This window comes from Flavobacterium psychroterrae, from assembly GCF_018380615.1.
Taxonomy (GTDB): domain Bacteria; phylum Bacteroidota; class Bacteroidia; order Flavobacteriales; family Flavobacteriaceae; genus Flavobacterium; species Flavobacterium psychroterrae.
Map to the genome: position 1 here is coordinate 20,198 of NZ_JAGYVZ010000006.1, position 25,055 is coordinate 45,252.

A 25,055-nucleotide genomic window follows, 5' to 3' on the forward strand; every position below is an offset into this window, starting at 1 on the left:
GGAATTTGGAATTTAAAATTTGGAATTTGCTTTTTGGATTTAAAATTTGGAATTTTTTAATATTTGTTGTTATAAAAATTATATTTACATACTTGTTATTCTCGAATTATAACAAGTATATAAATCACCAAATTATATAACCAGATGAATTTATTTAGAAACTTTGTAACATTCCTTATAATAGGAATGACTTTTTTGAGCTGTAACAAAAAAGAAGTCACATTTCAGGATCCTTTAATTACCAATCGCGATACAACGGTTAATCCTGCCGAAGATTTTTTTAATTATGCCAATAATGGCTGGTTCAAAAAAAATCCTATTTCGAAATCAAACAGCAGTAACGGAATTATGCGAACTGTTATCGATACCATTAACGGACAAATTAAAAGTATCTGCGAAAATTCGGCTAAAGATGAATCAGCATTAAAAGGAAGCAATAAGCAAAAGATAGGTGATTTTTATGCATCAGGAATGGATACGATTGCGATCGAAAAAGCAGGTTTGTCTCCGCTAAATACCGAAATCAAAAAAATCGACGCTATTAAAGATGTTTCGGGAGTAATTGTTGCAATTGCGCATTTGCAAACGGTAGGAGCAGACCCTGGATTTACATTTTATGTTTCACAAGATGATAAAATAAGTACAAAATATGCTTTGTTTTTTGGTCAGGGAGGTTTAGGAATGAAACAAAGAGATTATTATCTCGATTCAGACAAACGAAATGTTGAAATTCGCGCTGCTTATTCAGGATATCTTAATAAGATGATGCGATTTATGGGGGAAGAAGCTGTTGCCGTAAAAAATGCCGCAACAGTTATGAAGCTGGAAACAGATCTGGCAAAATCTTCCCGCAAATTAGAAATGCTTCGCGATCCTATAAAAAATTACAATAAACTTTCGGTTGCTCAATTCAATGCTATTACACCGGATATCGACTGGAAAAAAATATTGCCGGTTTTGGATGTTGCTAAAGCCGATTCGGTTATCGTGGGTCAGCCTGAATTTTTTAAAGCATTAAATACAACCCTTAAAAAATATACTGTAGAAGATTGGAAAATGTATCTTAAGTCAAATCTTGTAAATGCTTATGCGCCGTATTTGAGTTCAGCAATTGAAAAAGAAAATTTCAAATTTTATGCAACTACATTAAATGGTGTAGCAACTCAAAATCCTCGTTGGAAAAGAGTAGTAGAGCAAACAGATACATCATTAGGAGAATTGGTAGGTCAGGTTTATGTGACTGATTATATGCCAAAGGGTGTAAAAGAGAAATTATTGGAAATAGGAAATAACATTCGTGATGTATTCGCTTCTCACATTAAAAAATTAGACTGGATGAGTGAAGCAACCAAACAAAAAGCGCTATTCAAGCTGAGTAAAATGGTAATGAAACTGGGTTATCCGGATAAATGGAAAGATATGAGCCAACTTTCTATAGATAAAAAATCCTATTGTGAAAATGTTATGAAAGCCAATATTTGGGAATATCAATTCATGATCAATAAATACGGAAAACCAGTTGACAGAAACGAATGGGTAATGCAGCCACAAACATATAATGCATATTACAATCCAAGTAATAACGAAATTGTGATTCCGGCTTGTAATATTATAGTTCCGGGTTATGAAGGTCGCATGCCGGACGATGCTATACTATATGGTATATTAGGCGGCTCTTTCTTTGGACATGAAATTACGCATGGTTTTGACGATCAGGGAAGTCAATATGATGATAAAGGAAATTTAAATAACTGGTGGACAGTCGAAGATTTGAAGAAATTTAAAGCTAAAACGAAATTGATAGTCAATCAGTATAATAAATTTTCGATACTTGGTAAAAATGTAAACGGAGATGCTACTCAAGGTGAAAATATTGCTGATTTAGGAGGTGTAATTATGGGCTATGAAGCGTTTCAAAAAACTGCACAATTTAAAAATAAAGAAAAAATTAGCGGACTAACACCAGATCAGCGTTATTTTCTTGCCTATGGTTATTCCTGGATGATTAATAGAAGAGATGAATCGAAAATCAATCAGATAATGACGGATGTTCACGCGCCGGAACAATTTAGAGTCAACGGACCTTTGAGTAATATTCCTGAATTTCATAAAGCATTCAATGTTAAAAAAGGAGATAAAATGTATCAGCCGGATAGTTTGCGTGTAGTAATCTGGTAAGAGTTTAAATAACAATTACATTTAAAACCATTCGTTTCGGCGGGTGGTTTTTTTTATGATATGCTTTGTCCACGGTTTAACTGGTTTTTTTCTAATTTTTTTTTTGCCAGAGATTGCACAGATTAAAATGATTTTTTTATTTTTTTTGCATGAAATTGTGCGAAATATTATTTCACGCAAATTTTGCAGATACACGCAAATTTTATTTTGGATTTAATATTAAAAAATCTGTGTACATCTGCTTAAATCTTTTTGAATCTGCGTTAAAAAATTATTCATAATCCAATTGGTAAGAATTGTGAGATTGCTTCGCATATTTCCTTTGATAGATTCGTGGCAATTTTTTACAAAATTTATAAAATCATTTTATCCCAATAGCTATCGGGAGTGGTTATTTTTTTGCACAACAAATTATTCGTTAAATTCGTGAATTCGCGATAACTTTTTGCAATCAAAAAACAAGTCGGATTTTTCATATAATATATGTGGAAAAAGGTATATTTACAATCCCTAATCAGAAAAAAATAAACTATGAAAAACTTTAGAATTCTAGTATTTACGATTCTTTTATGCGCTTCGTCAATGAGTTACGCGGCAAAAGTAGATACATTACAAGTGGCAAGTACAGCTATGAGTAAAACCTACAAAGCTGCGGTTGTATTACCAAATTCGTATTCAAAAAGTAAATCGGCATTTCCGGTAATGTATTTATTGCATGGCGCTTACGGGCATTTTGGCGATTGGTTGAAAAATACTCCCAACAAAAAATTAGTTCAGGGTTTATCTGATCAATATAATATTATCATTGTCATGCCCGAAGGCGAAACCTTTAGTTTTTATTTGGACAGTCCCGTAAATAAAGGAAGTCAGTTTGAAACTTTCATCACTCAGGAAGTAATTCAGAAAGTGGATAAAACTTATAGAACGATAAGCAACAGAAACGGAAGAGTAATTACAGGACTTTCTATGGGAGGTCATGGCGCTTTGTATTTGTCGGCAAAACATCCTGAATTATTTTGTGCTGCCGGAAGCATGAGCGGAGCGGTGGATATGAGTACAATGCTGAATCGTGAATCTTCGGCGCAAGTAGTAAAGTTGATGCAGCCTGTTTTTGGAGACAAAAGCGACAGCTCGGCAATGTATGAGCAATATGCCGTAATGGGAATGTTAGACAAACTAAAAGCAAATAAACTACCACTAATTATTGATTGCGGAGTAGATGATTTTTTAATTGAGCCCAACAGAGAATTACACCGAAGATTAGTGTATAATAAAGTAGAACACGATTACACAGAACGTCCCGGAGCTCATACATGGGATTACTGGGAAAATTCATTGCCTTATCACGTATTATTTTTTAATAAAATTTTGCTTAAAAATCAGCAGGTTACAAAAAAATAGTAGAATTTTTTAACAAGAACTACATCAAAAATTTTTTTTGGTTTGATTTTTGGAATACCTTTATGTATATATAAAACCTTAAAATTAAAATTATGAAAAAGATATTTATACTTTTCGCAATAGTTGGATTAATAGTATTTTCAAGTTGCGAAGGACCTGAGGGACCAGAAGGGCTTCCAGGACCAGTTGCTTATGTTACTGAAACTACAACTGACTTTGTTGGTCCAAATTATGAAAAGAATGTTCAGTTAAGCGGTATGCTATCGGGAGATAATATTTTAGTATATGAGTTGGTTAGTACTCCAAGTGAAGCTGATAGATGGGCATTATTACCTCAGATATATTATTTTAATGATGGTTTAGAGACAGCTCAATATAATTTTACTTTTTCTAAAAATATTGTTACAATTTTTATAGATGGTAGTTTAAGTGATTTGTCTCAGTTACCAAATAGTTTTAGATTAGGAAAAACATTCCGAATTGTTATAATTCCTGGTGATGATGGAACGACAGGAAAAAAAGCTAAGTCAGATTATTCAAATTACAATGCTGTTATCAAGAAATATAATATTGATGATAGTAACGTTAAGAAAATTAACTAATTATTGTTAGAGTAGAATTAAAAAAGGAGATCGTGAGATCTCCTTTTTTTGTTTTATATCATTTTTAAAAATTATTTGTTTTTTTTAGTTACAGTTTATCCTCAATTTTGTCATCCTATGTTTGTAAAAAAGGATTAATGTTTTTGTATTGCATTATATTTTTTCAAATTTAAATGTTTGAAGTTATCTCTTAGAGATTATATATTGGTAGAAGTAAATAATGCCGTAGTAAAATTTGCTCCGTAGGGCAATTTCGTTAAGTTAAGCTTTTGAAAAATAAAATCATTGCAAATCAAATCCGTTTTTATCCGCGTTTTTACGAAGTAAATCTGTTTTATCCGCGTCAAAAATTAGACGCTGACTTTACTGATTCGCTAACGCGAAAACGCTGATAAAAACGGATTTTTCTAATTACTTTCTTGATTAAACTGTTAAGTAATTTTATATATTTTCCCTTAACTTAATGACATTGTCCATAGGGGCTACACATAATTTTATCTCAAAGTTTGTCATTCCGAGGAAGGAGGAATCTCCACAAGTAACTCCGTAAAGAAAATAATTATAGCTAAAAATCTTTGTCGTGCTACTTACGGAGATCCTTCCTTCGTCAAGAAGACAAGATTGTAGTTATTAATGTCTATGAACATAAACAAAAAGAGAGATTACTATTTAAAGCAATCTCTCTTTTATAAATTATGTCTCGAAAATTTATTCCTCCAACTTCGGAGCTTCTTCTGCATCCTTTCCATATTTTAGAGAAACCAAAATTCCAACTAAAAGCGAAAGAGCAATAAATCCTAAAGATGCCCATTCTGGAACTGGAATCCATTCATGTAAAATCATTTTTAAACCTACAAAAAGTAAAATAGCTACTAAGCTATATTCTAAATAACTGAATTTTGCCAACATATTCGCTAAGAAAAAGTACATAGAACGTAATCCCAAAATAGCAAAAATATTAGAACTGAATACCAAAAACGGATCTGATGTAATCGCTAAAATTGCAGGAACGCTGTCAACCGCAAAAAGAACATCCATAACTTCAATAACAATTAAGGCAACAAATAGAGGAGTAGCAGCTTTTTTGGCTGATTTTGTAGTAATGAAAAACTTCTCATGTTCCATTTCAGACGTAATCGGAATAATTTTTCCTAATGTTTTGTATACAAAAGAATCCTTAGGCTCGAAGTCATCATCATCTCCGGAGAACAACATTTTTAATGCTGTAAAAATCAGGAAAGCACCAAATACATAAGTCGTCCAGGTAAATTTATTGATTAACATTACACCAAAGAAAATCATTAATCCGCGGAAAATCACAGCGCCTAAAATTCCCCAGAATAAAACTCTGTGTTGGTATTTTTGAGGTATTTTGAATGAAGCAAAAATAATCGCGATCACAAAAATATTATCAACACTTAAAGATAATTCAATTAAATAACCCGTAATAAACTTCATTGAAGCCACGGCAGGCTTAAGATTATCAGGATTTGCAATATAATCTGTAGTATAAAGCCAGTAAATCACTCCCGAAAACAAAAAGGATAATGTAACCCAAATAATGGTCCATTTACTTGCTTCTTTAGTACTTATAATATGAGGATTTTTATTAAAAACTCCCAAATCTAAAGCAAGAATTAAAACTACCGCTAGTAAAAATAAAATCCAGACAATCATGATACTTTTTTTTAGTGATTTACAAAGATAAGTTTTGAAGTTAAATCTAAAAAGTAATTATCGAAATGTTAACTTTCAAATTTCTGAAACCAGAATAATAACAAAAAAAAAGTGCCATCAATTAAGATGGCACTTTAAAGATATAATTTACGCTTAGAATTATAGTGCTGATTTTACAGTTTTGATAATTCTTGCAGCAATTTTGTATGGATCTCCGTTTGAAGCTGGTCTTCTGTCTTCAAGATATCCTTTCCATCCTTTTTGAACGGTATATAAAGGAATTCTGATCGAAGCTCCTCTGTCAGATACTCCATAAGAGAAATCATGTATAGATGCAGTTTCGTGTTTACCAGTTAAACGTTGGTCGTTGTAAGCTCCGTAAACTTCAATGTGTTCTTTAACAACCGGACGGAAAGCTTCACATATTTTTTCGTAAGTTTCTTTAGAACCACATGTTCTTAACACCTCGTTAGAGAAGTTAGCATGCATTCCAGAACCATTCCAATCTGTATCTCCAAGTGGTTTTGGGTGATATTCGATATAGTAACCATATTTTTCAGTCAAACGATCTAGTAAGTAACGAGCAACCCAAATTTCGTCTCCGGCTTTTTTAGCGCCTTTAGCGAATAATTGAAATTCCCATTGTCCGCAAGCAACCTCTTGGTTAATACCTTCAAAGTTAAGTCCGGCAGCGATACATAAATCAGCATGTTCTTCTACTAATTTTCTTCCGTGAGTGTTTTTTCCACCTACAGAGCAGTAGTACATACCTTGTGGAGCAGGATAACCTCCAACAGGGAAACCTAAAGGCAATAAAGTTTTAGTATCCATGATGAAATATTCTTGTTCGAAACCAAACCAAAAATCATCATTATCATCATCAATTGTAGCTCTACCGTTAGAAGGGTGTGGAGTTCCGTCAGCATACATAACTTCTGACATTACAATGTATCCGTTAATGCGAGTTGGATCAGGATAAATTGCAACAGGAACTAATAAACAGTCAGAAGATCCACCTTCAGCTTGTTTTGTTGATGAACCATCAAATGACCAGTTTCCAAGCTCTTCTAATGTTCCTTTGAAATTTTCATGCTCTTCAACTTTAGTTTTACTTCTAAGATTTTGAGTTGGTTCATATCCATCTAACCAAATGTACTCTAACTTAATTTTAGCCATAATAATATAAATTAATTTTTTTGTTTTTTTTCGTTGGGTCAAATATAGATTTATTTTTTTAGTCCTAAAAATTAGGGGGCTGTTTTGTTTAGCTCACTATTATTTTTTAGATAAGCGCAATTTTCAAAGGGGTATATTTTTAAAAAAGCAATTTTTAACCTTATAAAAATATAAATTCGTAAAAATCACTATCGTTTTTTGAATTTTAAGGTTAAGGAATTATGAAAAAATGTTTATTTAATGAATAATACCTTGGTATTTTGTTATATTTCTTTCAATCGAATTAATTATTCTTTGAAAAAACCTTTTAACGTTGAAAAATCATCGAATAAAAATCAAAAAATTATCTTTAAAACAGGCTATTTAATTGATTATATTTGTTCCTCTTTTTTTAGTGAAAATTAGTACGAATTTTAAAATTATATACATGTCAACATTACGTTTCCAAGCTTTAAAAGAAGCTTCTACAAGAAAGCCGGTACATTTTGAAGAAATTGATAGAAAGTCTAACATTTTTGGTTCAAATGTGTTTAATGAAAAAGCCATGAAGCAATTTTTAACTTCAGATGCTTTAAAAGGGGTACGGGATGCCATTCAGCACGGAACTAAAATTGACAGAAAACTGGCAGATTATATCGCCATGGGAATGAAAGAATGGGCATTATCAAAAGGTGTAACACATTATACACACTGGTTTCAACCACTTACAGGAACAACAGCAGAAAAACATGATGCCTTTTTTGATATATCATATGACGGAAGCGATCCTGTGGAGAAATTTGGCGGTGCACAATTAGTACAACAAGAACCGGATGCATCCAGTTTCCCGAATGGCGGAATCAGAAATACATTCGAAGCAAGAGGTTATACTGCCTGGGATCCAACTTCTCCGGCATTTATATACGGGACAACTTTATGTATCCCGACAGTTTTCATTGCATACACAGGAGAAGCATTAGACAACAAAATTCCGTTATTGAGAGCATTATCTGCAATGGATGAAGCAGCAACGGAAGTTTGTAAATACTTTGATAAAAATGTCAAAAAAGTAACCGCAACTTTAGGTTGGGAACAAGAATACTTTTTGATTGACAAAGCATTAGCAAATTCACGTCCGGATTTAATGATGACAGGAAGAACATTGTTAGGACATACATCTGCAAAAGGGCAACAACTAGACGATCATTATTTTGGATCTATCCCAACGCGTGCTTTAACGTATATGAGAGATCTGGAACAAGAATGTATGTTATTGGGAATTCCGGTAAAAACGCGTCATAACGAAGTAGCACCAAACCAGTTTGAGTTAGCACCAATTTTTGAAGAAACAAATCTTGCCGTAGATCATAACTCATTGTTGATGGATGTAATGCAAAGAGTGGCAGAACGTCATGATTTTAAAGTTTTATTTCACGAAAAACCATTTAAAGGAGTAAACGGATCAGGAAAACACAACAACTGGTCATTGGCAACAGATACGGGAGTTAACTTATTGAGTCCGAGTAAAACGCCAATGAGCAATTTACAATTTTTGACCTTCTTTATCAATACTATAAAAGCAGTTAATGATTATGAAACTTTATTAAGAGCGTCAATTGCAACAGCAAGTAACGATCACAGACTTGGAGCAAATGAAGCACCGCCGGCAATTATTTCGGTTTTTATTGGAGCACAATTAACAAAGGTTTTATCTGAATTAGAAAGCGTAACAACCGGAAAATTATCTCCGGAAGAAAAAACAGATTTAAAATTAAACGTTGTCGGGAAAATTCCGGATGTTCTTTTAGATAATACAGATAGAAACAGAACTTCGCCTTTTGCCTTTACAGGAAATAAATTCGAGTTCAGAGCCGTTGGTTCAAATGCAAACTGCTCAAACGCAATGACAACATTGAATGCGATTGTAGCCAAACAATTAAAAGATTTTAAAATAGAAGTAGATACTTTGATCGAGTCAAAAGACATGAAAAAAGACGATGCTATTTTTAATGTTTTAAGAGAATATATCAAGCAATCTAAAAAAATCCTTTTTGAAGGTGACGGATATAGCGAAGCCTGGGAAAAAGAAGCAGCGAAAAGAGGGTTGAGTAATTTTAAAACCACTCCTGAAGCCATTAAAGCCAAAGTTTCGAAACAGGCATTAGACTTATTTTCTGAATTAGGAATTTTAAATCATGTAGAAGCTGAGGCACGTTACGAAATTGAATTAGAAGAATACACGAAAAAGATTCAGATCGAAGGAAGAGTTTTAGGGGATATTGCGAGAAACCATGTGATTCCAACCGCAATTCGTTATCAGAATACTTTAATCGAAAATGTAAAAGGATTAAAAGAAATCTTCGGGAAAGAGTTTGAAACTATTGCAAAAGAGCAAATTGTTTTAATAAAAGAGATTTCAGCTCATATTGAAGGAATTAATTCTAAAGTATTGGCAATGACCAATGAAAGAAGAACAGCCAACCATTTAACCGATGCGCAAAAAATGGCAGAAGATTATTGTAATAAAGTAAAACCTTATTTTGAAGAGATTCGTAATCACTGTGATAAATTAGAATTGCTGGTGGATGACGAAAGCTGGACATTAACTAAATACAGAGAATTGCTGTTTACAAAATAACAATTACGCAACATTCATATAAAGCCTGTCTCAAAAAGACGGGCTTTTTTTATACATATGTCAAAATAAAGGTTTTACGCTTCGGTTTTATCAGTTGAAAGAGTGTAAATGTAACGAAATTGTAATAAGTAGGTAATTTCGTATGTAAAAAAAATGACATATAAGTAGTTCATCGACATAGTTTTACATTTCATCGAAAAGATATTAAGATGTTGTAAAATAGGTATTTATACTTGATTTGATTTTCGATAAGTTTTCTAATTTTGGTCAGGAAGAAAGAAAATAAACGTTCTGATTTTATTTTCGAATGACGATTTTTTGACGATATGATTTTCCCCAAATCACACTAACCTACATAATAAGTTGTATTAATAACCAATTAAATATATCTATTATGAAAAAAGTAATTTTGAGCATCTCAGCGATGCTATTTGTGGGAGCCGCAGCTTTTGCGCAAGGAAACACCTCTTCAGTAAACCAAGTAGGAAATACTGACACAGGTATCGTAAATCAAAATGGACAAACTAATGATTCTAAGATCGACCAATTAGGAGATTTAAACAAATCAGAAGTTTATCAGGGAATTCAGCCAGGAGTTTACAATGCTAAAAACAATGCAGCAGATGTAAAACAAAAAGGTAACAGCAATATTGCTTTTGCTTCTCAAAGTAATCATGACAACAAAGCGTATCAAACTCAAACAGGAGATTTTAACAAAGCAACAATCTGGCAAGATCAAATTGCTCCTCCGGCATCAGCATTAGGAGGATTTGACAAAGCAACTCAGGTACAAACAGGAAAACACAACGAAGCTATTGTTGATCAGGGTACAACCGGAAATGAAAAACCAACAGGACTTCCTTTCAATGCTGCTCAATTAGCAGCAGTTAATGCTGTTAGTGTGCCGTTTGCTCCACATAATAGTAATGAAGCTACTCAAACTCAAAACGGAGATGGTAATTATGCTTATGCTACTCAAGGTGGTGTTAAAAACAAATCTTGGCAAACACAAAAAGCTCCAGCCGGGACTTCTGTAGCAGATGGTAACAAGTCATATCACTATCAATATGGGGATGAAAATAAAGCTACAACTACACAAGATGGTACTAAATTAACTGAGAGTACATTGCAAATTGGTAAAAACAATACTGCGACTATAACTCAAACTGGTGCATCTCATGCTAGTGTTGCATTTTCAAACGGAAATTTCAATACAATTACAGTTACTCAATCAGGTATGTAATACATGAAAATAAAATGAGATAGTCGTAAAACGTGACTATCTCATTTTTTTAATTTAAATTAATCAAGATGAAGACTTTCATTTTATACATAATATTTTTTCTGCTTTTTTCAAGCGTATTTTATGCACAGGAAAAAGAAGATAATTCGGATTTTAAAAATTACAGCTCGTCTGTTTTCAATTCAAAACAAATGGCTTTTAGTGTAGTTTCCTCCATGGATAAAAAGGCGCAGAATGAATTGAATCAAAAAATCCAATCAGGTATTCAAATCCAGCAAATAGGCGATTTGAATAAAGTAACAGCAATTTTAAAATCAAATGAAACCAAAGTTGCTATAGATCAAAACGGAAATAGTAATCAATTATTTTTAGATAAAAAAGCAAATACGATTACTCAAAACGTGATTCAAAAAGGAGATAATAATAAAATTTCTGATTTTACATTGTATACCAATTATAATGTAAATATGGAAATGATCCAAAAAGGAAACAATCAAAACATTCAGAATATTGGAACCAATTCTATGTCTAAAAACATGAAAATTACCCAGACAGGAAACGGAGCTTCAATAATCCTGATCAATAAATAAATTTTAAATATGCGTTTTATACCTCGACATATTACCTTTTTACCGCTAATTCTTAGCGCCATATTTTATGGTCAGGTTCCTCAGGACAAAATAAAAGCCAAACTTGAGGTAGAAAAAATTGAAGGTAATGTAAAAATCACAGGAACTGCTGAGAACCTTACAGATGTTATCAGAAGTGCATCCTACAGAATGTCTGTTATAAAAAACAATAATAAAAGTAATAATCAATCTAATAATGACCAAGTTGGTGTTTTTACACTCCAGCCAAACGAATTTCAAAAATTATCTACGTCTCAAATTAATCTGTCAGAAGATGATGAGGTAATTATTTTATTGTTGTTTTATGATGAAGACAAGCAAATAATAGGGAAAGATCGTGTGGTATTGGGTGAAGAAAAAAAAAAGATGTAATAATACTTCCTGTTGACGGATTCATATTAAGAGGAATTATTACAGACGACACCAAAACAAAAATTGGGAAAGATTTTTATGATCGATATTATTACAAATACAATGATATTGGAATAAATGCTGATAAGATAGTTACAATAGGTGAAGAATATAGTTTTGCACGAAATACAGCCATAACAATAACCATTGACAATGAGGTTATTTATGAGTTTTTAGCCAGACCGGACGACGAATTTCTGGACGCAGTTGCAGAGGAATCTGTAAGTGCCACCTTCACTTATTTTAAAGAAAAAGAAAAACAGCGAAAATATTTCACTCAGTATTAATTTTATTATTCACGACATGAAATTTATGATAACCCTGGCAGTAATGCTACTCATTTCTCCATTTATAAACGCTCAGGCTTTAGTTTATAAACCGGTTAATCCCGCATTTGGAGGAGATACTTTTAATTATCAATGGTTATTGAGCAGTGCAGAAGCTCAAAATAAGCAGAGAGATAAAACAGCCATAACGAAACCGCAAACTGATCTGGAGCGATTTAAAGCTAATTTAAATGCCCAGTTATTAAGTCAGATTTCAAGTTCTCTCTACAAACAGCAATTTGGTACAGATGGTATTAAGGAAGGTTCTTATACTTTTGGGAGCTATTCAGTCGATGTTTACCCATCAGCAGACGGACTCACACTTAATATTTTAGATACCAATACAGGAGAACAAACTCAAGTAATCATCCCAAATCAATAACATGAGGTTACATCACTACTTATTTATTTTATTCGGATTTCTTTTTTCGGGTTGCGGCGCTTATTTCAATCAGCCAACCGGAGTTGAAAAAGCAATTATAGGAGAAGGTACTCCCGCTACTTCATTACTAAAAGATTTGCCAAAACCAAAAGAACCAGTTGTCGTAGGTGTTTATAAATTCAGAGACCAAACCGGACAATACAAACCTCAGGAAAACGGAAGCAGTTTTAGTACCGCCGTAACCCAGGGCGCAACTTCTATACTCATAAAAGCACTTGAAGATTCGAAATGGTTTATACCAATCGAGCGCGAGAATATTGGTAATTTACTTCAGGAACGAAACCTCATTCGGGCAACGCGTCAGGAATACGTAAAAAATGCCAATCCTAACGAACCACAATTAACACCTTTATTATATGCCGGCGTTTTACTAGAAGGTGGCATAGTTTCATACGATTCTAATATCATAACCGGAGGTTTTGGAGCCCGATACTTTGGAGCCGGAGCATCTGTAAAATACCGACAGGATCGCGTAACGGTTTATCTGAGAATGATTTCTACCTCAAACGGAAAAATTTTAAAATCGGTTTATATTTCTAAAACCATATTATCCCAGGCAATTGACGAAAGTTTATTTCGATATGTAAATTTTAAAAGATTATTAGAAGTTGAAACAGGATATACCACAAACGAACCCGTGCATATGGCAGTAACCGAAGCCATCGAAAAAGCAGTTGAATCTTTAATTTTAGAAGGAATAAAAGACAATATTTGGGAAGCCGATGCGCCAAAAGATCAGGTTGATAATTTAATAAAAGCGTATAATAAAGAAAGTGATGCAGCAGAAGCAACCGCACTTTACGGAAGAGTCCTGGAAAACAGAAGAAGCAAACTTGCAATCGAAATTTCCGGCGGAGCAACCTTAATGGATGGAGATTATCAGGATCCATTATTAAGACCTTTTGGTCGGGGAGCTTTAAAGTTTTTTATAACGCCCGGTATTAATGTCAGCGCATCGACAAATGTGGTCAATCTTGCCAATAAAAATTTACTCGACGTAGGTTATATAACCTATGATCTTAATATCGAATGGCTTTTACTCCCAAAAGACCGATTTACACCCTATTTATATGGAGGTGGAGGATATGCGGCAAATAAAAAATTCGAAAATGGATACAGTAAAATTCAGTACGGTTTAGGGCTTGAATATTTAGTGTCTGATAAAATTGGAATCAAATTATTTGCCGAACAAAATATCAATTTCAGTGATAATGTAGATTATATAAAAGCTGGAACGCGAGATGATTATTATTACAAATTCGGATTAGGACTTACTTATTATTTTGGTAAAAAGAAAAAATAAAAGGACTTGGCAAAGCCGGAATTTTGAAAATATAACGATGAGTTTAAAATTTAAACAAATTAATAATGAAGTATTTATATAAAATAACCAGCATACTTTTTTTATTGTTTTTGGTTTCCTGCAGTGAAGAAAAACTAGGAGAATCTTCCTTTGGAACCGTTACCGGAAGAGTTGTCAATGCAGATACTTTTCAACCAATGGAAAATGTTAAAATACTTTCCAGCCCAACAACAAGCACCGTTTTTACAGATGTTGATGGTAAATTTACCGTTTCGAACGTAAAAGTTGGCGAATACTCTTTCCAGGCACAAAAAGACGGTTTTGTTGCAAAATTTGAAGCCACAACAGTTACGATAAACAACACATCCGAGGTTGTTTTTGAGCTTAAAAAAGCAACCGCAAATAATAAACCGCCAACAGTTCCGGTATTAGTAAGTCCGGTTGATAATAGTACAGCTCAGGCAATATCCTTAGACTTAACCTGGACAGATACAGATCCTGATAATGACGAATTGATTTTTAAAATAACCCTTAGAAATGCCACCAATAGTGACGTAAAAGTATACAATGTTATAAAAGAGAAAAAGCTAACCTTGACAGACTTACTATATAACACAAAATATTATTGGCAAATTGAAGTTACAGATGGAGTAAATACACCAGTTTTAAGCACTATAAGCACATTTACAACACTCGCATTTCCGGCTACGAGATTTTTATTTGTAAAAAACATCAACGATAATAATGTGATTTTTACTGCTGATGATGCCGGAAAACAATACCAATTAACAAGTTCAGATAAAAATTATTGGCGTCCGCGAAGAAATAATCAAGCCAAAAAAATTGCTTTTATAGGAACAAGTGGTTCGCAAAACGACCTTTATACCATGAATTATGACGGAACCGGAGTTAAACGAATAACAAGTTCAGTCCCCATTGCCGGATTTAATTCAGACTATGTAGGGTATTCTTGGAATGCTTCAGGTAGCGAATTTATATATCCTAATTTTGATAAACTATATAAAATAAGCAGCGACGGAAGTGGTTTAACCAAGATATTCCAAACACCAAACGGCAAATTTATATCTGAATGTGATTGGAGTGCTGACGGAACTAAAATAGCCTTAAAAGTAAATGATGCAAACGGTTATAATGTTGAGGTTTATGTAATTAATCCTTCCGGAATAGTCATAGCAACGGTTCTTTCAGGACGAAATGGAGCAGTGGGCGGATTAAACTTTTCCATTACGGGACAAAAATTAGTATATACAAAAGATCTTTCCGGATTTGAAAATGTAAATTACCGACAGTTAGATTCCAGAATTTTCGAATACAGTTTTGCATCCGGACTATCAACTCAGGTAATTACCGAAAAAATTTCAGGAACAAATGATCTCGATGTAAGATATTCTCCTAACGAATCCGAATTAATTTTCACCAATACCTCAAATGATGGTATTTCAATAAAAAACACAGTAAAAACAACCGTGGGATTAAGTAACTCAAGAACAGTATTATTTTCAGGAACCTCCATGTCCGATTGGGAATAACATTACAATCCAAAATTATAAACCAATTTTTACTCAGGAAATTCGGCAGCGTTATCCAACCTGCCGAATTTTTTTGTGTATCAAATATTCTAATTTTAAATAGTATAACCCCAAGAATTAAAAAAAGGGATTATCTTTGCACCACATCAACACAAACTAAGTTTCATGAGTTCAGATTCTAGCAAAAGGTACGCACAAAGAGGTGTTTCGGCATCAAAAGAAGACGTGCACAACGCCATAAAAAATATCGATAAAGGTTTATTTCCTCAAGCATTTTGCAAAATTGTTCCAGATTATCTTACCCAGGATGAGGAATATTGCTTAATCATGCACGCAGACGGAGCAGGTACAAAATCGTCTCTGGCGTATATGTACTGGAAAGAAACTGGAGATATTTCAGTTTGGAAAGGAATTGCCCAAGATGCTTTAATCATGAACATCGATGATTTATTATGTGTTGGAGCAACAGATAATATTTTACTTTCATCTACAATAGGTAGAAATAAAAATTTAATTCCTGCTGAGGTTATTTCCGCAATCATCAACGGAACCGAAGAATTGATCAACGAATTAAAATCTTTTGGCGTAACCATTCATTCAACAGGCGGAGAAACTGCCGATGTTGGTGATGTTGTTCGTACCATAATCGTAGATTCTACAGTAACGGCTCGTATGAAACGCAGCGATGTTGTAGACAACGCAAATATCAAAGCTGGTGATGTAATCGTTGGTTTGACTTCTTTTGGTCAGGCAACTTACGAAAAAAGTTATAATGGAGGAATGGGAAGCAACGGATTAACATCTGCACGTCACGATGTTTTCGGAAAATACTTAGCTAAAAAATACCCTGAAAGTTACGATGCACTTGTTCCCGAAGAATTAATTTATTCAGGTCAGGTAAATTTAACTGATGAAGTAGAGAACAGCCCAATAAACGCCGGTCAGTTAGTACTTTCTCCAACCAGAACGTACGCGCCAATTATCAAGAAAATTTTAGATACGTATACACCAAACGAAATTCACGGAATGGTACATTGCAGCGGAGGAGCGCAAACTAAAATTTTACATTTCGTACAAAATTTGCACATTATAAAAGACAATTTATTTCCGGTTCCGCCATTGTTCAAACTAATCCAGGAACAATCAAAAACCGATTGGAAAGAAATGTATCAGGTTTTCAATTGCGGTCACCGCATGGAAATTTACGTTCCCGAAAATATTGCACAAGACATCATCGAGATTTCAAAATCGTTCAATGTCGATGCACAAATCGTAGGTAGAGTAGAAGCAGCCGATACTAAAAAATTAACGATCACCAGCGAATACGGAACATTTGAATATTAATATTTTTTAAGTTACAAAGGTTCAAAGGTTCTGAGTTACAAAGGTTTTTTTACTGGAGTTTACAACGGATCTTTTTTATTAATAATTAGCTTTTTTAGGAGCTAATCCCGCTATCCGTTACAATCTTTTATTTTTTAAAGAAAAAAATAAAAGGATTTTCACTACTATCGGGGCTAAAAAACACCAGGCTATGTACGAATTACTTTTTTGGAAATATTTAGAAGAAGTTTACCTAAACCACCACGAAGTTTATGAAGCTCTTGTAGAAAAAGAAACAGTCGAAGGTCTGGAAACACTTCCGGTTGAGGTTATCATGAACCGAATCGCTTCGGTATTCTCTAAATGGGAAAAAGTAGATGAAAACAGCTGGCAAAATACGTCAGGAAAAGGAGCATTTCAAGTCATTTCAACACCACAAAGCATCAAAATTGACTGCTACGGAACCGAAGGTAAAACTATGGATAAACTAGTTGCGCTGATGGAAGAATTCAAATGTCCGTTATATGATCCTCAAGTTCCCGAGCGATATGATGAAATGAGTGAGTAAAATATTTATAAAACAAAAGCCTCTAATTTAGAGGCTTTTGTTTTATAATCGAAGAGGAATAGTTTACTATATTCAACTATTTCCAAATAATATCGTTTTTCATAGCTTTTTATTTTATGATATAAATTTAATGATTTAAATATGAGTTCAATTCTAAATAATGTTAAAGTTTTCGCCTGAATCAAAGCGTCCATTTTTGATAGTATTTTTTACATCAGTATATTTTTGAACATGTACAAGTCTTCTTCCGCTTTTAGAATGCGTACAATCAATTTGTAATTCCAGATATTCTTTTTTCCCATCCCAAAGATTTTCCAAATCTTCATCAATTAACATTTGGACACAGTTATTGTGAATTTCTTTATTCTTTCTCCATTTACCCGGAATGTTCTTAAAATCATATCTTTTAAGTTTTAATTCTTTTCCAATAAAGTTTTTACCACTTCCATGAATATAATCTTCAATTAGTAATAGATTTATAGATATGTTTTCGATATCTGAATATGTTTTATTTATAAATTTAATGTAATATCTTGTTGTGGTTTCATTACCAGAAACTTCAACCTCTTTACAAATAATACTGCATGTTTTAATATTTGGCTTAAATATTCGAAGTGCCAAATAAAATATTAGACAAGATAATACTCCTGTAAATAAGGCGATTAATAAGTCGTACCAAAAAGTTTCCCCGAATTCCTTTTTTGATGCTATTTCTGTGGCTAATATAATAATCAAGATACTGATTTAAATAAATGCAATGATACAAAATAAAGAAAGAAAAAACCTATATTTAGTTTGAAATATATTATAATGATTCTTATAAAGAAAACTAAGATTTTATTATTTTAAATTTTTCAAATATCTTTACAAATCTCATTTAATCGAAAGCCAATATTTGAAATTACAGATTAAATCAAAAATTAGAATTATGACCACGCCATTAAATTTCAATTTCTCAGACAATATAATTTTGGAAGATAATTTAGTTTTATTACGCCCGCTACAAGAATCTGATATCGATAATTTATTAGAAATCTCAATGAACGAACCCGAAACCTGGAAATATTCATTAGTTGGTGCCGACGGAAAAGAAAACCTGATCAAATACATTCAGTCGGCGATAAAAAACAGAGAAGATAAAAGAGAGTTCCCGTTTATAGTTTTCGATAAAAAAACACAAAAATATGCAGGTTCAACACGTTTTTACGATATACAGCTTGATTATAAAACCTTGCAATTGGGCTATACGTGGTATGGTTCAGCATTTAGAGGAACCGGACTCAACAAACATTGTAAATATTTATTACTGCAATTTGCCTTCGAAACCCTTGAAATGGAACGCGTAGAATTTCGTGCCGATAATAATAACGAACGCAGTATTGCCGCGATGAAAAGTATTGGCTGTAAAGTTGAAGGAATTCTAAGAAGCCATATGCCAACAGCAAACGGTGATACACGTCGTGATTCGATTGTTTTAAGCATTCTAAAAAACGAATGGTTCAACGAAGTAAAAGAAAATTTAAAGCGAAAGCTCTAAAAAGAACCATAGGTTCGATTAATCTTAGAACTATAACGAATCTTCTGATTATCGATTGTGACTTAAAAATAAACAAGAGCCAGCGGCTCGACCAATATTGTAGGGCTGGATTTTAATCCAGTCTAGACAAAGAAAAGCACATATCAAAACATAAAAATTTTCCCCATTTCAATTTTGGTATTTGGAATTTCGATATTGGAATTTAAAATTTTAATCTCTACCCATCTTTCAACAACAAATCTTGTTCTTTTCTAATTTTCACGACCAAACTATCGACGTAAGTTTTTATTTTCTGCGGAAGCGAATTCCAGCTTGCATCTTTTTTAAAACTTCTGCAATCGTCCAGATCACATTCCACGGCACGAATTGCGTATTTTTTGTTCTTATAAACCGTAATAATTTTTACGCGTCTTATTTCATCATTTTCATTTCTCGTTCCATAAACAATTACAGGATCGATATAACCATCTGCGTCTAGATCTTTCGTACTGCAATATTTTGTCCAGAACCAGATATTTTTTTCCTTCGGATTATAATCTTCCAGTAAATCGTTGATTCGCCATTTTTCGAGAAAACCGCCATGATCCGCCATTGTGTAAATAGCCTGAATCTTAGTGTTCAAAGTATCTTTTTTCAAAATGTATTTTCTGTTTTCACATAAAAGTAAATTATAAACGCCGCTTTTATCAGCACATTCAAATGCTTTATAAATAGGAAAATCCGAAACCTCGTTTAATTCCCGTTCCGTTATTTCTTCCTTTGTAAGTTTATAACTTTCTGCCTTCTGTGAAAAAATGATTGTAGAATAAGAAAGTACAAGCAATAAAATAAAATTCTTCATATTTGAAAAGTAACATTTTTATAAATCAAAGATATTTAAAACCTTTTAAGCACAAATAAATTTATATTTTTAAAAGAGCATATTTTGTTGTATTTTTCTAAACTAAAAGTGTTGGTAAATCGTTTTAGTAAATATCTTAAACTCTTTTTTAGAAAAAGAATAATGATTAAAAAATATCTGATGAATAGAATAAATTGTAAAAATTTCCTTTTAGGATTGTCATTTTTAATACTTGGTAATTCAGCAAATGCTCAAAAAAAAATAATCGAAAAACGCAATCTGATTCAGTATGTAGATCCAATGATAGGTACAGCCAAAATGGGACACACTTATCCCGGAGCAACAGTTCCGTTTGGGAGTGTACAATTAAGTCCCGAAACTGATACAATTGCTTACGGTTTAAATGGGAAATACAATGGAGATGTTTATAAATATTGTGCAGGATATCAATATGAAGACAAAACAATTGTAGGTTTTAGCCACACCCATTTCAGCGGAACCGGACATTCGGATTTAGGAGATTTTCTAATTATGCCTACAACCGGAAAGTTACAATTGAATCCCGGAGTTGCATCAAAACCATTATCAGGTTACAGATCGGCGTTTTCTCATGCGACCGAAAAAGCAGAGCCGGCTTATTACAGCGTACTTCTGGAAGATCATAAAATTAAAGCCGAATTGACTGCAACAACGCGAGTAGGAATGCATCAATATACGTTTCCAAAATCAGATGAGGCGCATATCATTCTTGATTTGACTTCAGGAATTTACAATTACGATAAAAAGAATGTTTGGACATTTGTGCGTGTAGAAAACGATACATTAATTACAGGATACCGCCAGACAAATGGCTGGGCGAGAACCAGAACCGTTTATTTTGCCATGTCATTTAGTAAACCAATTAAAAGTTACGGACAAGCGCCTCTTGAAAAAAGTGTTTACAAAGGTTTTTGGGGAAGATTTGATCAAACCAAAAATTTTCCTGAAATGGCAGGTCAAAACCTAAAATTGTTTTTTGATTTTAATACCGAAGAAGGAGAGAAGATCAAAATTAAAATGGCTTTATCGCCAGTAAGTTCTGAGGGAGCACTTGAAAATATGAAGAAAGAAATTCCGGGTTGGGATTTCGAAAAAGTAAAAAAACAAAGTCAGGAAATTTGGAACAGCGAATTGAATAAAATTCAGATAGAAGCTATTCAGAAAGAAGATTTAGTCAATTTTTATACTTCAATGTATCATGCTTTTTTAGGTCCAACAGAATACATGGATTTAGACGGAAATTATAAAGGTCTGGATATGAACGTTCATAAAGCGGAAAACTTTAAAAATTATACCAGTTACTCGTTGTGGGATACTTACAGGGCTTTGCATCCCTTATTTAATTTAGTTCAGCCAGCGAGAAATTCAGATATGATAAGTTCTATGTTAGCGCATTCTGACCAAAGCGTGCATAAAATGTTGCCAGTCTGGTCGCATTATGCAAATGAAAACTGGTGTATGATCGGGTATCATTCCGTTTCTGTGATTGCCGATGCAATTGTAAAAGGCAATGGAAATTTTGATAAGGAAAAAGCACTTCAAGCTTGTGTAAACACGGCAAAAGTATCTTATTATGACGGATTGGAATATTATATGACTAAAGGTTATGTTCCGGAAGATAAAAACGGATCATCGGTTTCTAAAACTTTAGAATATGCTTATGATGATTGGGCAATTGCTCAGGCAGCAAAAAAATTAGGTAAAACTGATATTTATAATGAGTTCATAGAAAGATCTAAAAATTATAAAAACGTTTATGATGCTAAAACTGGTTTTATGCGTCCCAAATTAAACGACGGAACTTTTAAAAAAGAATTTGATCCCTTAGATACTCATGGACAGGGATTTATTGAGGGAAATTCATGGAATTATAGTTTATATGTTCCGCAAGATCCAGCTGAAATGATTAAAATGATGGGCGGAAATGATAAGTTTAACGTACGATTAGATTCGTTATTCAGCATGCATTTACCGGATAAATATTTCGAAAATACAGAAGATATTACCAGAGAAGGAATTATAGGGAATTATGTTCATGGAAACGAACCATCGCATCACGTAGTTTATTTGTACAACTGGACAAATTCGCCGTGGAAAGCACAAGACAAAATTAGAATGATCTTGAAAAAAATGTATAGAAATGGAGCTGACGGTTTAGGCGGAAATGACGATTTCGGACAAATGAGTGCGTGGTATATTTTTAGCAGTTTAGGGTTTTATCCTGTCGCGCCAGGTTCTGATGAATATGCTTTGGGAAGCCCGTTAGTGAAAAAGGCAGTTTTTAATTTAGAAAATGGTAAAACTTTTGAAGTCGAAACAATAAATCAATCGGATAAAAATGTGTTTGTAAGTAAGGTACTTTTAAACGGAAAGCAATTAGATAAACCTTTCTTAAAACATGCAAATGTTATTAATGGCGGAAAAATTACTTTTTATATGAGTAGTAAACCGAATAAAAAGAATTATCAAAATTAAAAAATTGCCCACGGATTGTACGGGTTAAACGGATTTATACGGATTTTTTATTGATGCAGAATTAGTGTAATTCGTGACTCGAGCGATAGCGAACAGGCGAAGCAAATTTGTGGCGAAGGAAAATCCATTTAATCTTTGTAATCAGTGGCAAAAAAGGCAAAGTAGTTAAAAATAATTCGTGAAAATTCGTAGCTAAAAAATTAATAATAGCGAAACATAGTCAACTTTATAAAAACTTCACGAAATTTGCGCTTTAAATAAAAAGTAAATATGAAAATAAATCTAAAATCAGGAATTGATAAATTGCTTTTCGGAATGAAGCAAAACGATGTAACGGCTGCTTTAGGAAAGCCTGATAAAAATTATGTAGACGAAGATGAGAATGTGATTTTTGTATACAATTCGCACAAAATCAGATTGACATTTTATCAGGAAGAAGACTTGAAATTAGGTTATTTAGTAGCATCAAGCAATGATTTAGAAGTTTCCGGATTCAAGTTAATCGGAAGAAAAATTGATGATGTAAAGAAAGATTTAGCAACAAAAGGAATCACAAAATTCACTCAGGAAACTTTTGACACTTTCGAAAATTATTTTAATGAAGATAATTGGTTTATTCTTCAAACTGAATTTGATGAAGTTGTGAAGTTTGAAATTGGTGCAATTATCAATGATAAAGACGAATTTGACTGGAAGTTTCCGGTTAAGAAATAATAACGTAGAGAAACCTTTGTCAAAGTTTTAAACTTTGACAAAGGTGTACACGCAAAGAAAAGGCATAAAAAAACCGACAATCACTTGTCGGTTTTTTTTATGTTTTGATTAAAAGAAATTATCCTTTTAACCATGCATTTTTAAGTTTTTCTTTTGAAGCATCTGTTGCTTTAAAAGTTTCTTTTTCTTCAAATGGTATTTTCACAGTTCCTTTGATGGTTTGTTCTGCACCGGCACGTTTTATTTTGATGGTAATTGGATCATTTTCTTTCCAGTTTTCACTTTCGGTAATCAAATCATAGATATTATCTAATGTGTATGTTTTGTTGTTCACAGTACTAATTACATCGCCAGGTTTAAGATTTAAATTCGTAAAAAACACATTTAAATCTACGTCAGCACGAACACTTATTGCTTTAGTTGCTTTGTCAACACTAATATATGGAGTTTGACCTTTGATAAAAATTGATCCCGGAACTTTTTCGGCTGCATTTGTTACACCAACTTTTGCCAAATAAAAATCGTAAGGAATAGGAGTTGTTCCTGAAACATATTTCGTTAAGAATTCTCCAACTTCAGGATAAGTCAATTGTGTGATTTTAGCAAAAAGCTCGTTGTCATTAAATGGTTTTTCGACTCCATATTCATTGGCTAATTTATGCATTAGATCAAGAATTCCTCTTTCGCCGTTGCTTTTTTCTCTAATGATAATGTCAATGCACATACCAATTAAAGCTCCTTTTTGATATACATTTAAGTATTGATCTTTATAAGGCTGCTCTAATACATTTGCGCTCATTTTAGTAAATGACATGGTATCATTTAAACTTTTTGCCTGTTCAATTTTGTCCGCAATACGAGTGTAAAATTCACTTTCGTTAATTAAACCCTGATTGATTTGGAATAAATTTGCAAAATATTCGGTTACACCTTCGTACATCCATAAATGCTCAGACATTTTAGGAGCATTATAATCAAAATACTGAATTTCTTTTGAGTGAACTGTTAATGGAGTTACAATGTGAAAAAACTCATGTGAAACGACATCTTTCATTGATTCTACCAGTTTTTCTTTTGGCATAGATTCAGGCAAAACAACTGTTGTTGCTGTAGGATGTTCTAGCGCTCCAAAACCGTGAGCATCATCTTTCGCCATACTTGACAAGTACAATAAAACAGTATATTTTTTAGTCGCATTTACTTTTCCTAAAAAGTTTTTTTGCGCTGTCATCATTGTTTTCATTTCCGGAGTAATGCTTTCAGCAGTAAATTTTCCCGTTGGAGAATAAACGGCAATCAAAATATCCATTCCGTTTACGTTGAAAGTTGTGTAATCCGGTTTAGAATACATAATAGGATTTTCGACTAAAACGGCGTAACGAGGTGTAGTAAAAACATCACTTGTTTTGCTTGCATCTTCGTCATTCATTGAAGTCGCTCCCCAGAGGTTTTCTGGATGTGTAATAGTAACTTTGTAAGGAACATTTAGTTTATCCTGAAAATAGCCTACAAAACCATGCGTGTTAACCATGAAATTGATTCCTGCATTTATGTTGGTTCCAGCAGGTGAAAAAATGTCGTCATTACCAAATCCTGTTCCTTTTTCAGTATCAAAAGTATCTCCCACTAAGTAAGTAACTTTTTTTAATGTTTTTGCATTTGAAATTGACCAAGAATTATCGTCAATTCTTTTTACTGTTAAAGCATTTCCTTTTGCATCAAAAGCTTTAAAATCATCAGAATATTTACCGTAGTTGTCTGTAGAATAAGTTCCGGGAACTGTTTTAGGAATACTATAAATTACTTCGTCGGTTTTTATTTGTGGAGGAGTAACCGTTACTAAAACTTTATCGTCTTTTACATCGATAAGATTAATAGCAACATCTACAACATTGCTTTTTGCAGCACCAGTTGAGCTTCCTGCTTTACAGCTCCAAAGTGTTACTGCGAGAGCTACGGTATAAAGTATTTTTTTCATTTGTTTGTATTTAATTATTTGTATT

At 33.1% G+C, this 25,055-nt stretch carries 21 protein-coding genes; 16 read left to right on the forward strand and 5 right to left on the reverse strand.

Annotated elements, in window-relative coordinates; all coding sequences use genetic code 11:
• Positions 1–144 precede the first annotated feature (144 nt).
• The 3 genes from KHA90_RS08190 (at position 145) to KHA90_RS08200 (ending at position 4,181) form a co-directional block, all read left to right on the forward strand.
• On the forward strand, positions 145–2,178 hold the full coding sequence (locus KHA90_RS08190) for a M13 family metallopeptidase (protein WP_213297620.1): 2,034 nt from the start codon (positions 145–147) through the stop codon (positions 2,176–2,178).
• A gap of 531 nt (positions 2,179–2,709) precedes the next feature.
• The gene (locus KHA90_RS08195; protein WP_213297628.1) at positions 2,710–3,579 is read left to right on the forward strand and encodes an alpha/beta hydrolase; all 870 of its coding nucleotides are present in this window, start codon (positions 2,710–2,712) and stop codon (positions 3,577–3,579) included.
• Positions 3,580–3,671: 92 nt separating this feature from the next.
• On the forward strand, positions 3,672–4,181 hold the full coding sequence (locus tag KHA90_RS08200) for a hypothetical protein (protein WP_213297630.1): 510 nt from the start codon (positions 3,672–3,674) through the stop codon (positions 4,179–4,181).
• Positions 4,182–4,889: 708 nt separating this feature from the next.
• On the opposite strand, the gene KHA90_RS08205 is transcribed toward KHA90_RS08200, so the two are convergent.
• Positions 4,890–5,858 carry a TerC family protein gene (locus KHA90_RS08205; RefSeq protein WP_213297632.1) on the reverse strand — a complete coding sequence of 323 codons (969 nt, stop codon included), beginning with the start codon at positions 5,856–5,858 and terminating at the stop codon, positions 4,890–4,892.
• A gap of 159 nt (positions 5,859–6,017) precedes the next feature.
• Positions 6,018–7,034, reverse strand: coding sequence for a glutamine synthetase beta-grasp domain-containing protein (locus tag KHA90_RS08210; RefSeq protein ID WP_213297634.1), 1,017 nt, complete (start codon positions 7,032–7,034; stop codon positions 6,018–6,020).
• Positions 7,035–7,461: 427 nt separating this feature from the next.
• On the opposite strand from KHA90_RS08210, the gene KHA90_RS08215 reads away from it, so the two are divergent.
• The 10 genes from KHA90_RS08215 to KHA90_RS08260 all read left to right on the forward strand — a co-directional run bounded on the left by KHA90_RS08215 (position 7,462) and on the right by KHA90_RS08260 (position 17,446).
• Positions 7,462–9,651, forward strand: a complete 2,190-nt coding sequence (locus KHA90_RS08215; RefSeq protein WP_213297644.1) for a glutamine synthetase III family protein — start codon at positions 7,462–7,464, stop codon at positions 9,649–9,651.
• A 394-nt stretch (positions 9,652–10,045) separates the two neighbouring features.
• The gene (locus KHA90_RS08220) at positions 10,046–10,894 is read left to right on the forward strand and encodes a hypothetical protein (protein ID WP_213297646.1); all 849 of its coding nucleotides are present in this window, start codon (positions 10,046–10,048) and stop codon (positions 10,892–10,894) included.
• A gap of 68 nt (positions 10,895–10,962) precedes the next feature.
• A complete protein-coding gene (locus KHA90_RS08225) occupies positions 10,963–11,484 on the forward strand; it encodes a hypothetical protein (RefSeq protein WP_213297649.1) in 522 nt (173 codons plus the stop codon).
• Positions 11,485–11,493: 9 nt separating this feature from the next.
• Positions 11,494–11,895: a hypothetical protein gene (locus tag KHA90_RS08230; protein WP_213297652.1), complete on the forward strand. Its 402-nt coding sequence runs from the start codon at positions 11,494–11,496 to the stop codon at positions 11,893–11,895.
• 38 nt (positions 11,896–11,933) lie between these two features.
• Complete coding sequence (locus KHA90_RS08235) at positions 11,934–12,221, forward strand: CsgE family curli-type amyloid fiber assembly protein (protein WP_317197386.1); 288 nt, start codon at positions 11,934–11,936, stop codon at positions 12,219–12,221.
• Positions 12,222–12,264: 43 nt separating this feature from the next.
• Positions 12,265–12,642 carry a curli production assembly/transport component CsgF gene (locus tag KHA90_RS08240; RefSeq protein ID WP_379784529.1) on the forward strand — a complete coding sequence of 126 codons (378 nt, stop codon included), beginning with the start codon at positions 12,265–12,267 and terminating at the stop codon, positions 12,640–12,642.
• Position 12,643: 1 nt separating this feature from the next.
• A complete protein-coding gene (locus KHA90_RS08245) occupies positions 12,644–14,005 on the forward strand; it encodes a CsgG/HfaB family protein (RefSeq protein WP_213297656.1) in 1,362 nt (453 codons plus the stop codon).
• A 65-nt stretch (positions 14,006–14,070) separates the two neighbouring features.
• A complete protein-coding gene (locus KHA90_RS08250) occupies positions 14,071–15,555 on the forward strand; it encodes a carboxypeptidase regulatory-like domain-containing protein (RefSeq protein WP_213297658.1) in 1,485 nt (494 codons plus the stop codon).
• A gap of 165 nt (positions 15,556–15,720) precedes the next feature.
• Complete coding sequence (locus KHA90_RS08255; protein WP_213297660.1) at positions 15,721–16,899, forward strand: AIR synthase related protein; 1,179 nt, start codon at positions 15,721–15,723, stop codon at positions 16,897–16,899.
• A gap of 190 nt (positions 16,900–17,089) precedes the next feature.
• Entirely contained in the window at positions 17,090–17,446 is a 357-nt protein-coding gene (locus tag KHA90_RS08260) for a hypothetical protein (protein ID WP_213297662.1), read from the forward strand.
• A 153-nt stretch (positions 17,447–17,599) separates the two neighbouring features.
• Here the strand turns inward: KHA90_RS08260 and KHA90_RS08265 are convergent, their stop codons facing one another.
• Positions 17,600–18,181, reverse strand: coding sequence for a hypothetical protein (locus KHA90_RS08265; protein ID WP_213297664.1), 582 nt, complete (start codon positions 18,179–18,181; stop codon positions 17,600–17,602).
• 193 nt (positions 18,182–18,374) lie between these two features.
• Between KHA90_RS08265 and KHA90_RS08270 the strand changes: the two genes are divergently transcribed.
• A complete protein-coding gene (locus KHA90_RS08270; protein ID WP_213297667.1) occupies positions 18,375–18,983 on the forward strand; it encodes a GNAT family N-acetyltransferase in 609 nt (202 codons plus the stop codon).
• A 217-nt stretch (positions 18,984–19,200) separates the two neighbouring features.
• On the opposite strand, the gene KHA90_RS08275 is transcribed toward KHA90_RS08270, so the two are convergent.
• On the reverse strand, positions 19,201–19,824 hold the full coding sequence (locus KHA90_RS08275) for a M949_RS01915 family surface polysaccharide biosynthesis protein (RefSeq protein ID WP_213297670.1): 624 nt from the start codon (positions 19,822–19,824) through the stop codon (positions 19,201–19,203).
• A 180-nt stretch (positions 19,825–20,004) separates the two neighbouring features.
• Between KHA90_RS08275 and KHA90_RS08280 the strand changes: the two genes are divergently transcribed.
• On the forward strand, positions 20,005–22,338 hold the full coding sequence (locus KHA90_RS08280) for a GH92 family glycosyl hydrolase (RefSeq protein WP_213297673.1): 2,334 nt from the start codon (positions 20,005–20,007) through the stop codon (positions 22,336–22,338).
• A gap of 270 nt (positions 22,339–22,608) precedes the next feature.
• The gene (locus tag KHA90_RS08285; RefSeq protein WP_213297681.1) at positions 22,609–23,052 is read left to right on the forward strand and encodes a hypothetical protein; all 444 of its coding nucleotides are present in this window, start codon (positions 22,609–22,611) and stop codon (positions 23,050–23,052) included.
• A 118-nt stretch (positions 23,053–23,170) separates the two neighbouring features.
• Here KHA90_RS08285 and KHA90_RS08290 read toward each other — a convergent pair whose 3' ends face one another.
• Complete coding sequence (locus KHA90_RS08290) at positions 23,171–25,030, reverse strand: M61 family metallopeptidase (RefSeq protein WP_213297684.1); 1,860 nt, start codon at positions 25,028–25,030, stop codon at positions 23,171–23,173.
• Positions 25,031–25,055 lie beyond the last annotated feature (25 nt).

Coding starts and splice junctions, on each gene's coding strand:
- KHA90_RS08190 (WP_213297620.1), top strand. CDS start 145: ATGAATTTATTTAGAAACTTTGTAACATTCCTTATAATAGGAATGACT.
- KHA90_RS08195 (WP_213297628.1), top strand. CDS start 2,710: ATGAAAAACTTTAGAATTCTAGTATTTACGATTCTTTTATGCGCTTCG.
- KHA90_RS08200 (WP_213297630.1), top strand. CDS start 3,672: ATGAAAAAGATATTTATACTTTTCGCAATAGTTGGATTAATAGTATTT.
- KHA90_RS08205 (WP_213297632.1), bottom strand. CDS start 5,858: ATGATTGTCTGGATTTTATTTTTACTAGCGGTAGTTTTAATTCTTGCT.
- KHA90_RS08210 (WP_213297634.1), bottom strand. CDS start 7,034: ATGGCTAAAATTAAGTTAGAGTACATTTGGTTAGATGGATATGAACCA.
- KHA90_RS08215 (WP_213297644.1), top strand. CDS start 7,462: ATGTCAACATTACGTTTCCAAGCTTTAAAAGAAGCTTCTACAAGAAAG.
- KHA90_RS08220 (WP_213297646.1), top strand. CDS start 10,046: ATGAAAAAAGTAATTTTGAGCATCTCAGCGATGCTATTTGTGGGAGCC.
- KHA90_RS08225 (WP_213297649.1), top strand. CDS start 10,963: ATGAAGACTTTCATTTTATACATAATATTTTTTCTGCTTTTTTCAAGC.
- KHA90_RS08230 (WP_213297652.1), top strand. CDS start 11,494: ATGCGTTTTATACCTCGACATATTACCTTTTTACCGCTAATTCTTAGC.
- KHA90_RS08240 (WP_379784529.1), top strand. CDS start 12,265: ATGCTACTCATTTCTCCATTTATAAACGCTCAGGCTTTAGTTTATAAA.
- KHA90_RS08245 (WP_213297656.1), top strand. CDS start 12,644: ATGAGGTTACATCACTACTTATTTATTTTATTCGGATTTCTTTTTTCG.
- KHA90_RS08250 (WP_213297658.1), top strand. CDS start 14,071: ATGAAGTATTTATATAAAATAACCAGCATACTTTTTTTATTGTTTTTG.
- KHA90_RS08255 (WP_213297660.1), top strand. CDS start 15,721: ATGAGTTCAGATTCTAGCAAAAGGTACGCACAAAGAGGTGTTTCGGCA.
- KHA90_RS08260 (WP_213297662.1), top strand. CDS start 17,090: ATGTACGAATTACTTTTTTGGAAATATTTAGAAGAAGTTTACCTAAAC.
- KHA90_RS08270 (WP_213297667.1), top strand. CDS start 18,375: ATGACCACGCCATTAAATTTCAATTTCTCAGACAATATAATTTTGGAA.
- KHA90_RS08275 (WP_213297670.1), bottom strand. CDS start 19,824: ATGAAGAATTTTATTTTATTGCTTGTACTTTCTTATTCTACAATCATT.
- KHA90_RS08280 (WP_213297673.1), top strand. CDS start 20,005: ATGAATAGAATAAATTGTAAAAATTTCCTTTTAGGATTGTCATTTTTA.
- KHA90_RS08285 (WP_213297681.1), top strand. CDS start 22,609: ATGAAAATAAATCTAAAATCAGGAATTGATAAATTGCTTTTCGGAATG.
- KHA90_RS08290 (WP_213297684.1), bottom strand. CDS start 25,030: ATGAAAAAAATACTTTATACCGTAGCTCTCGCAGTAACACTTTGGAGC.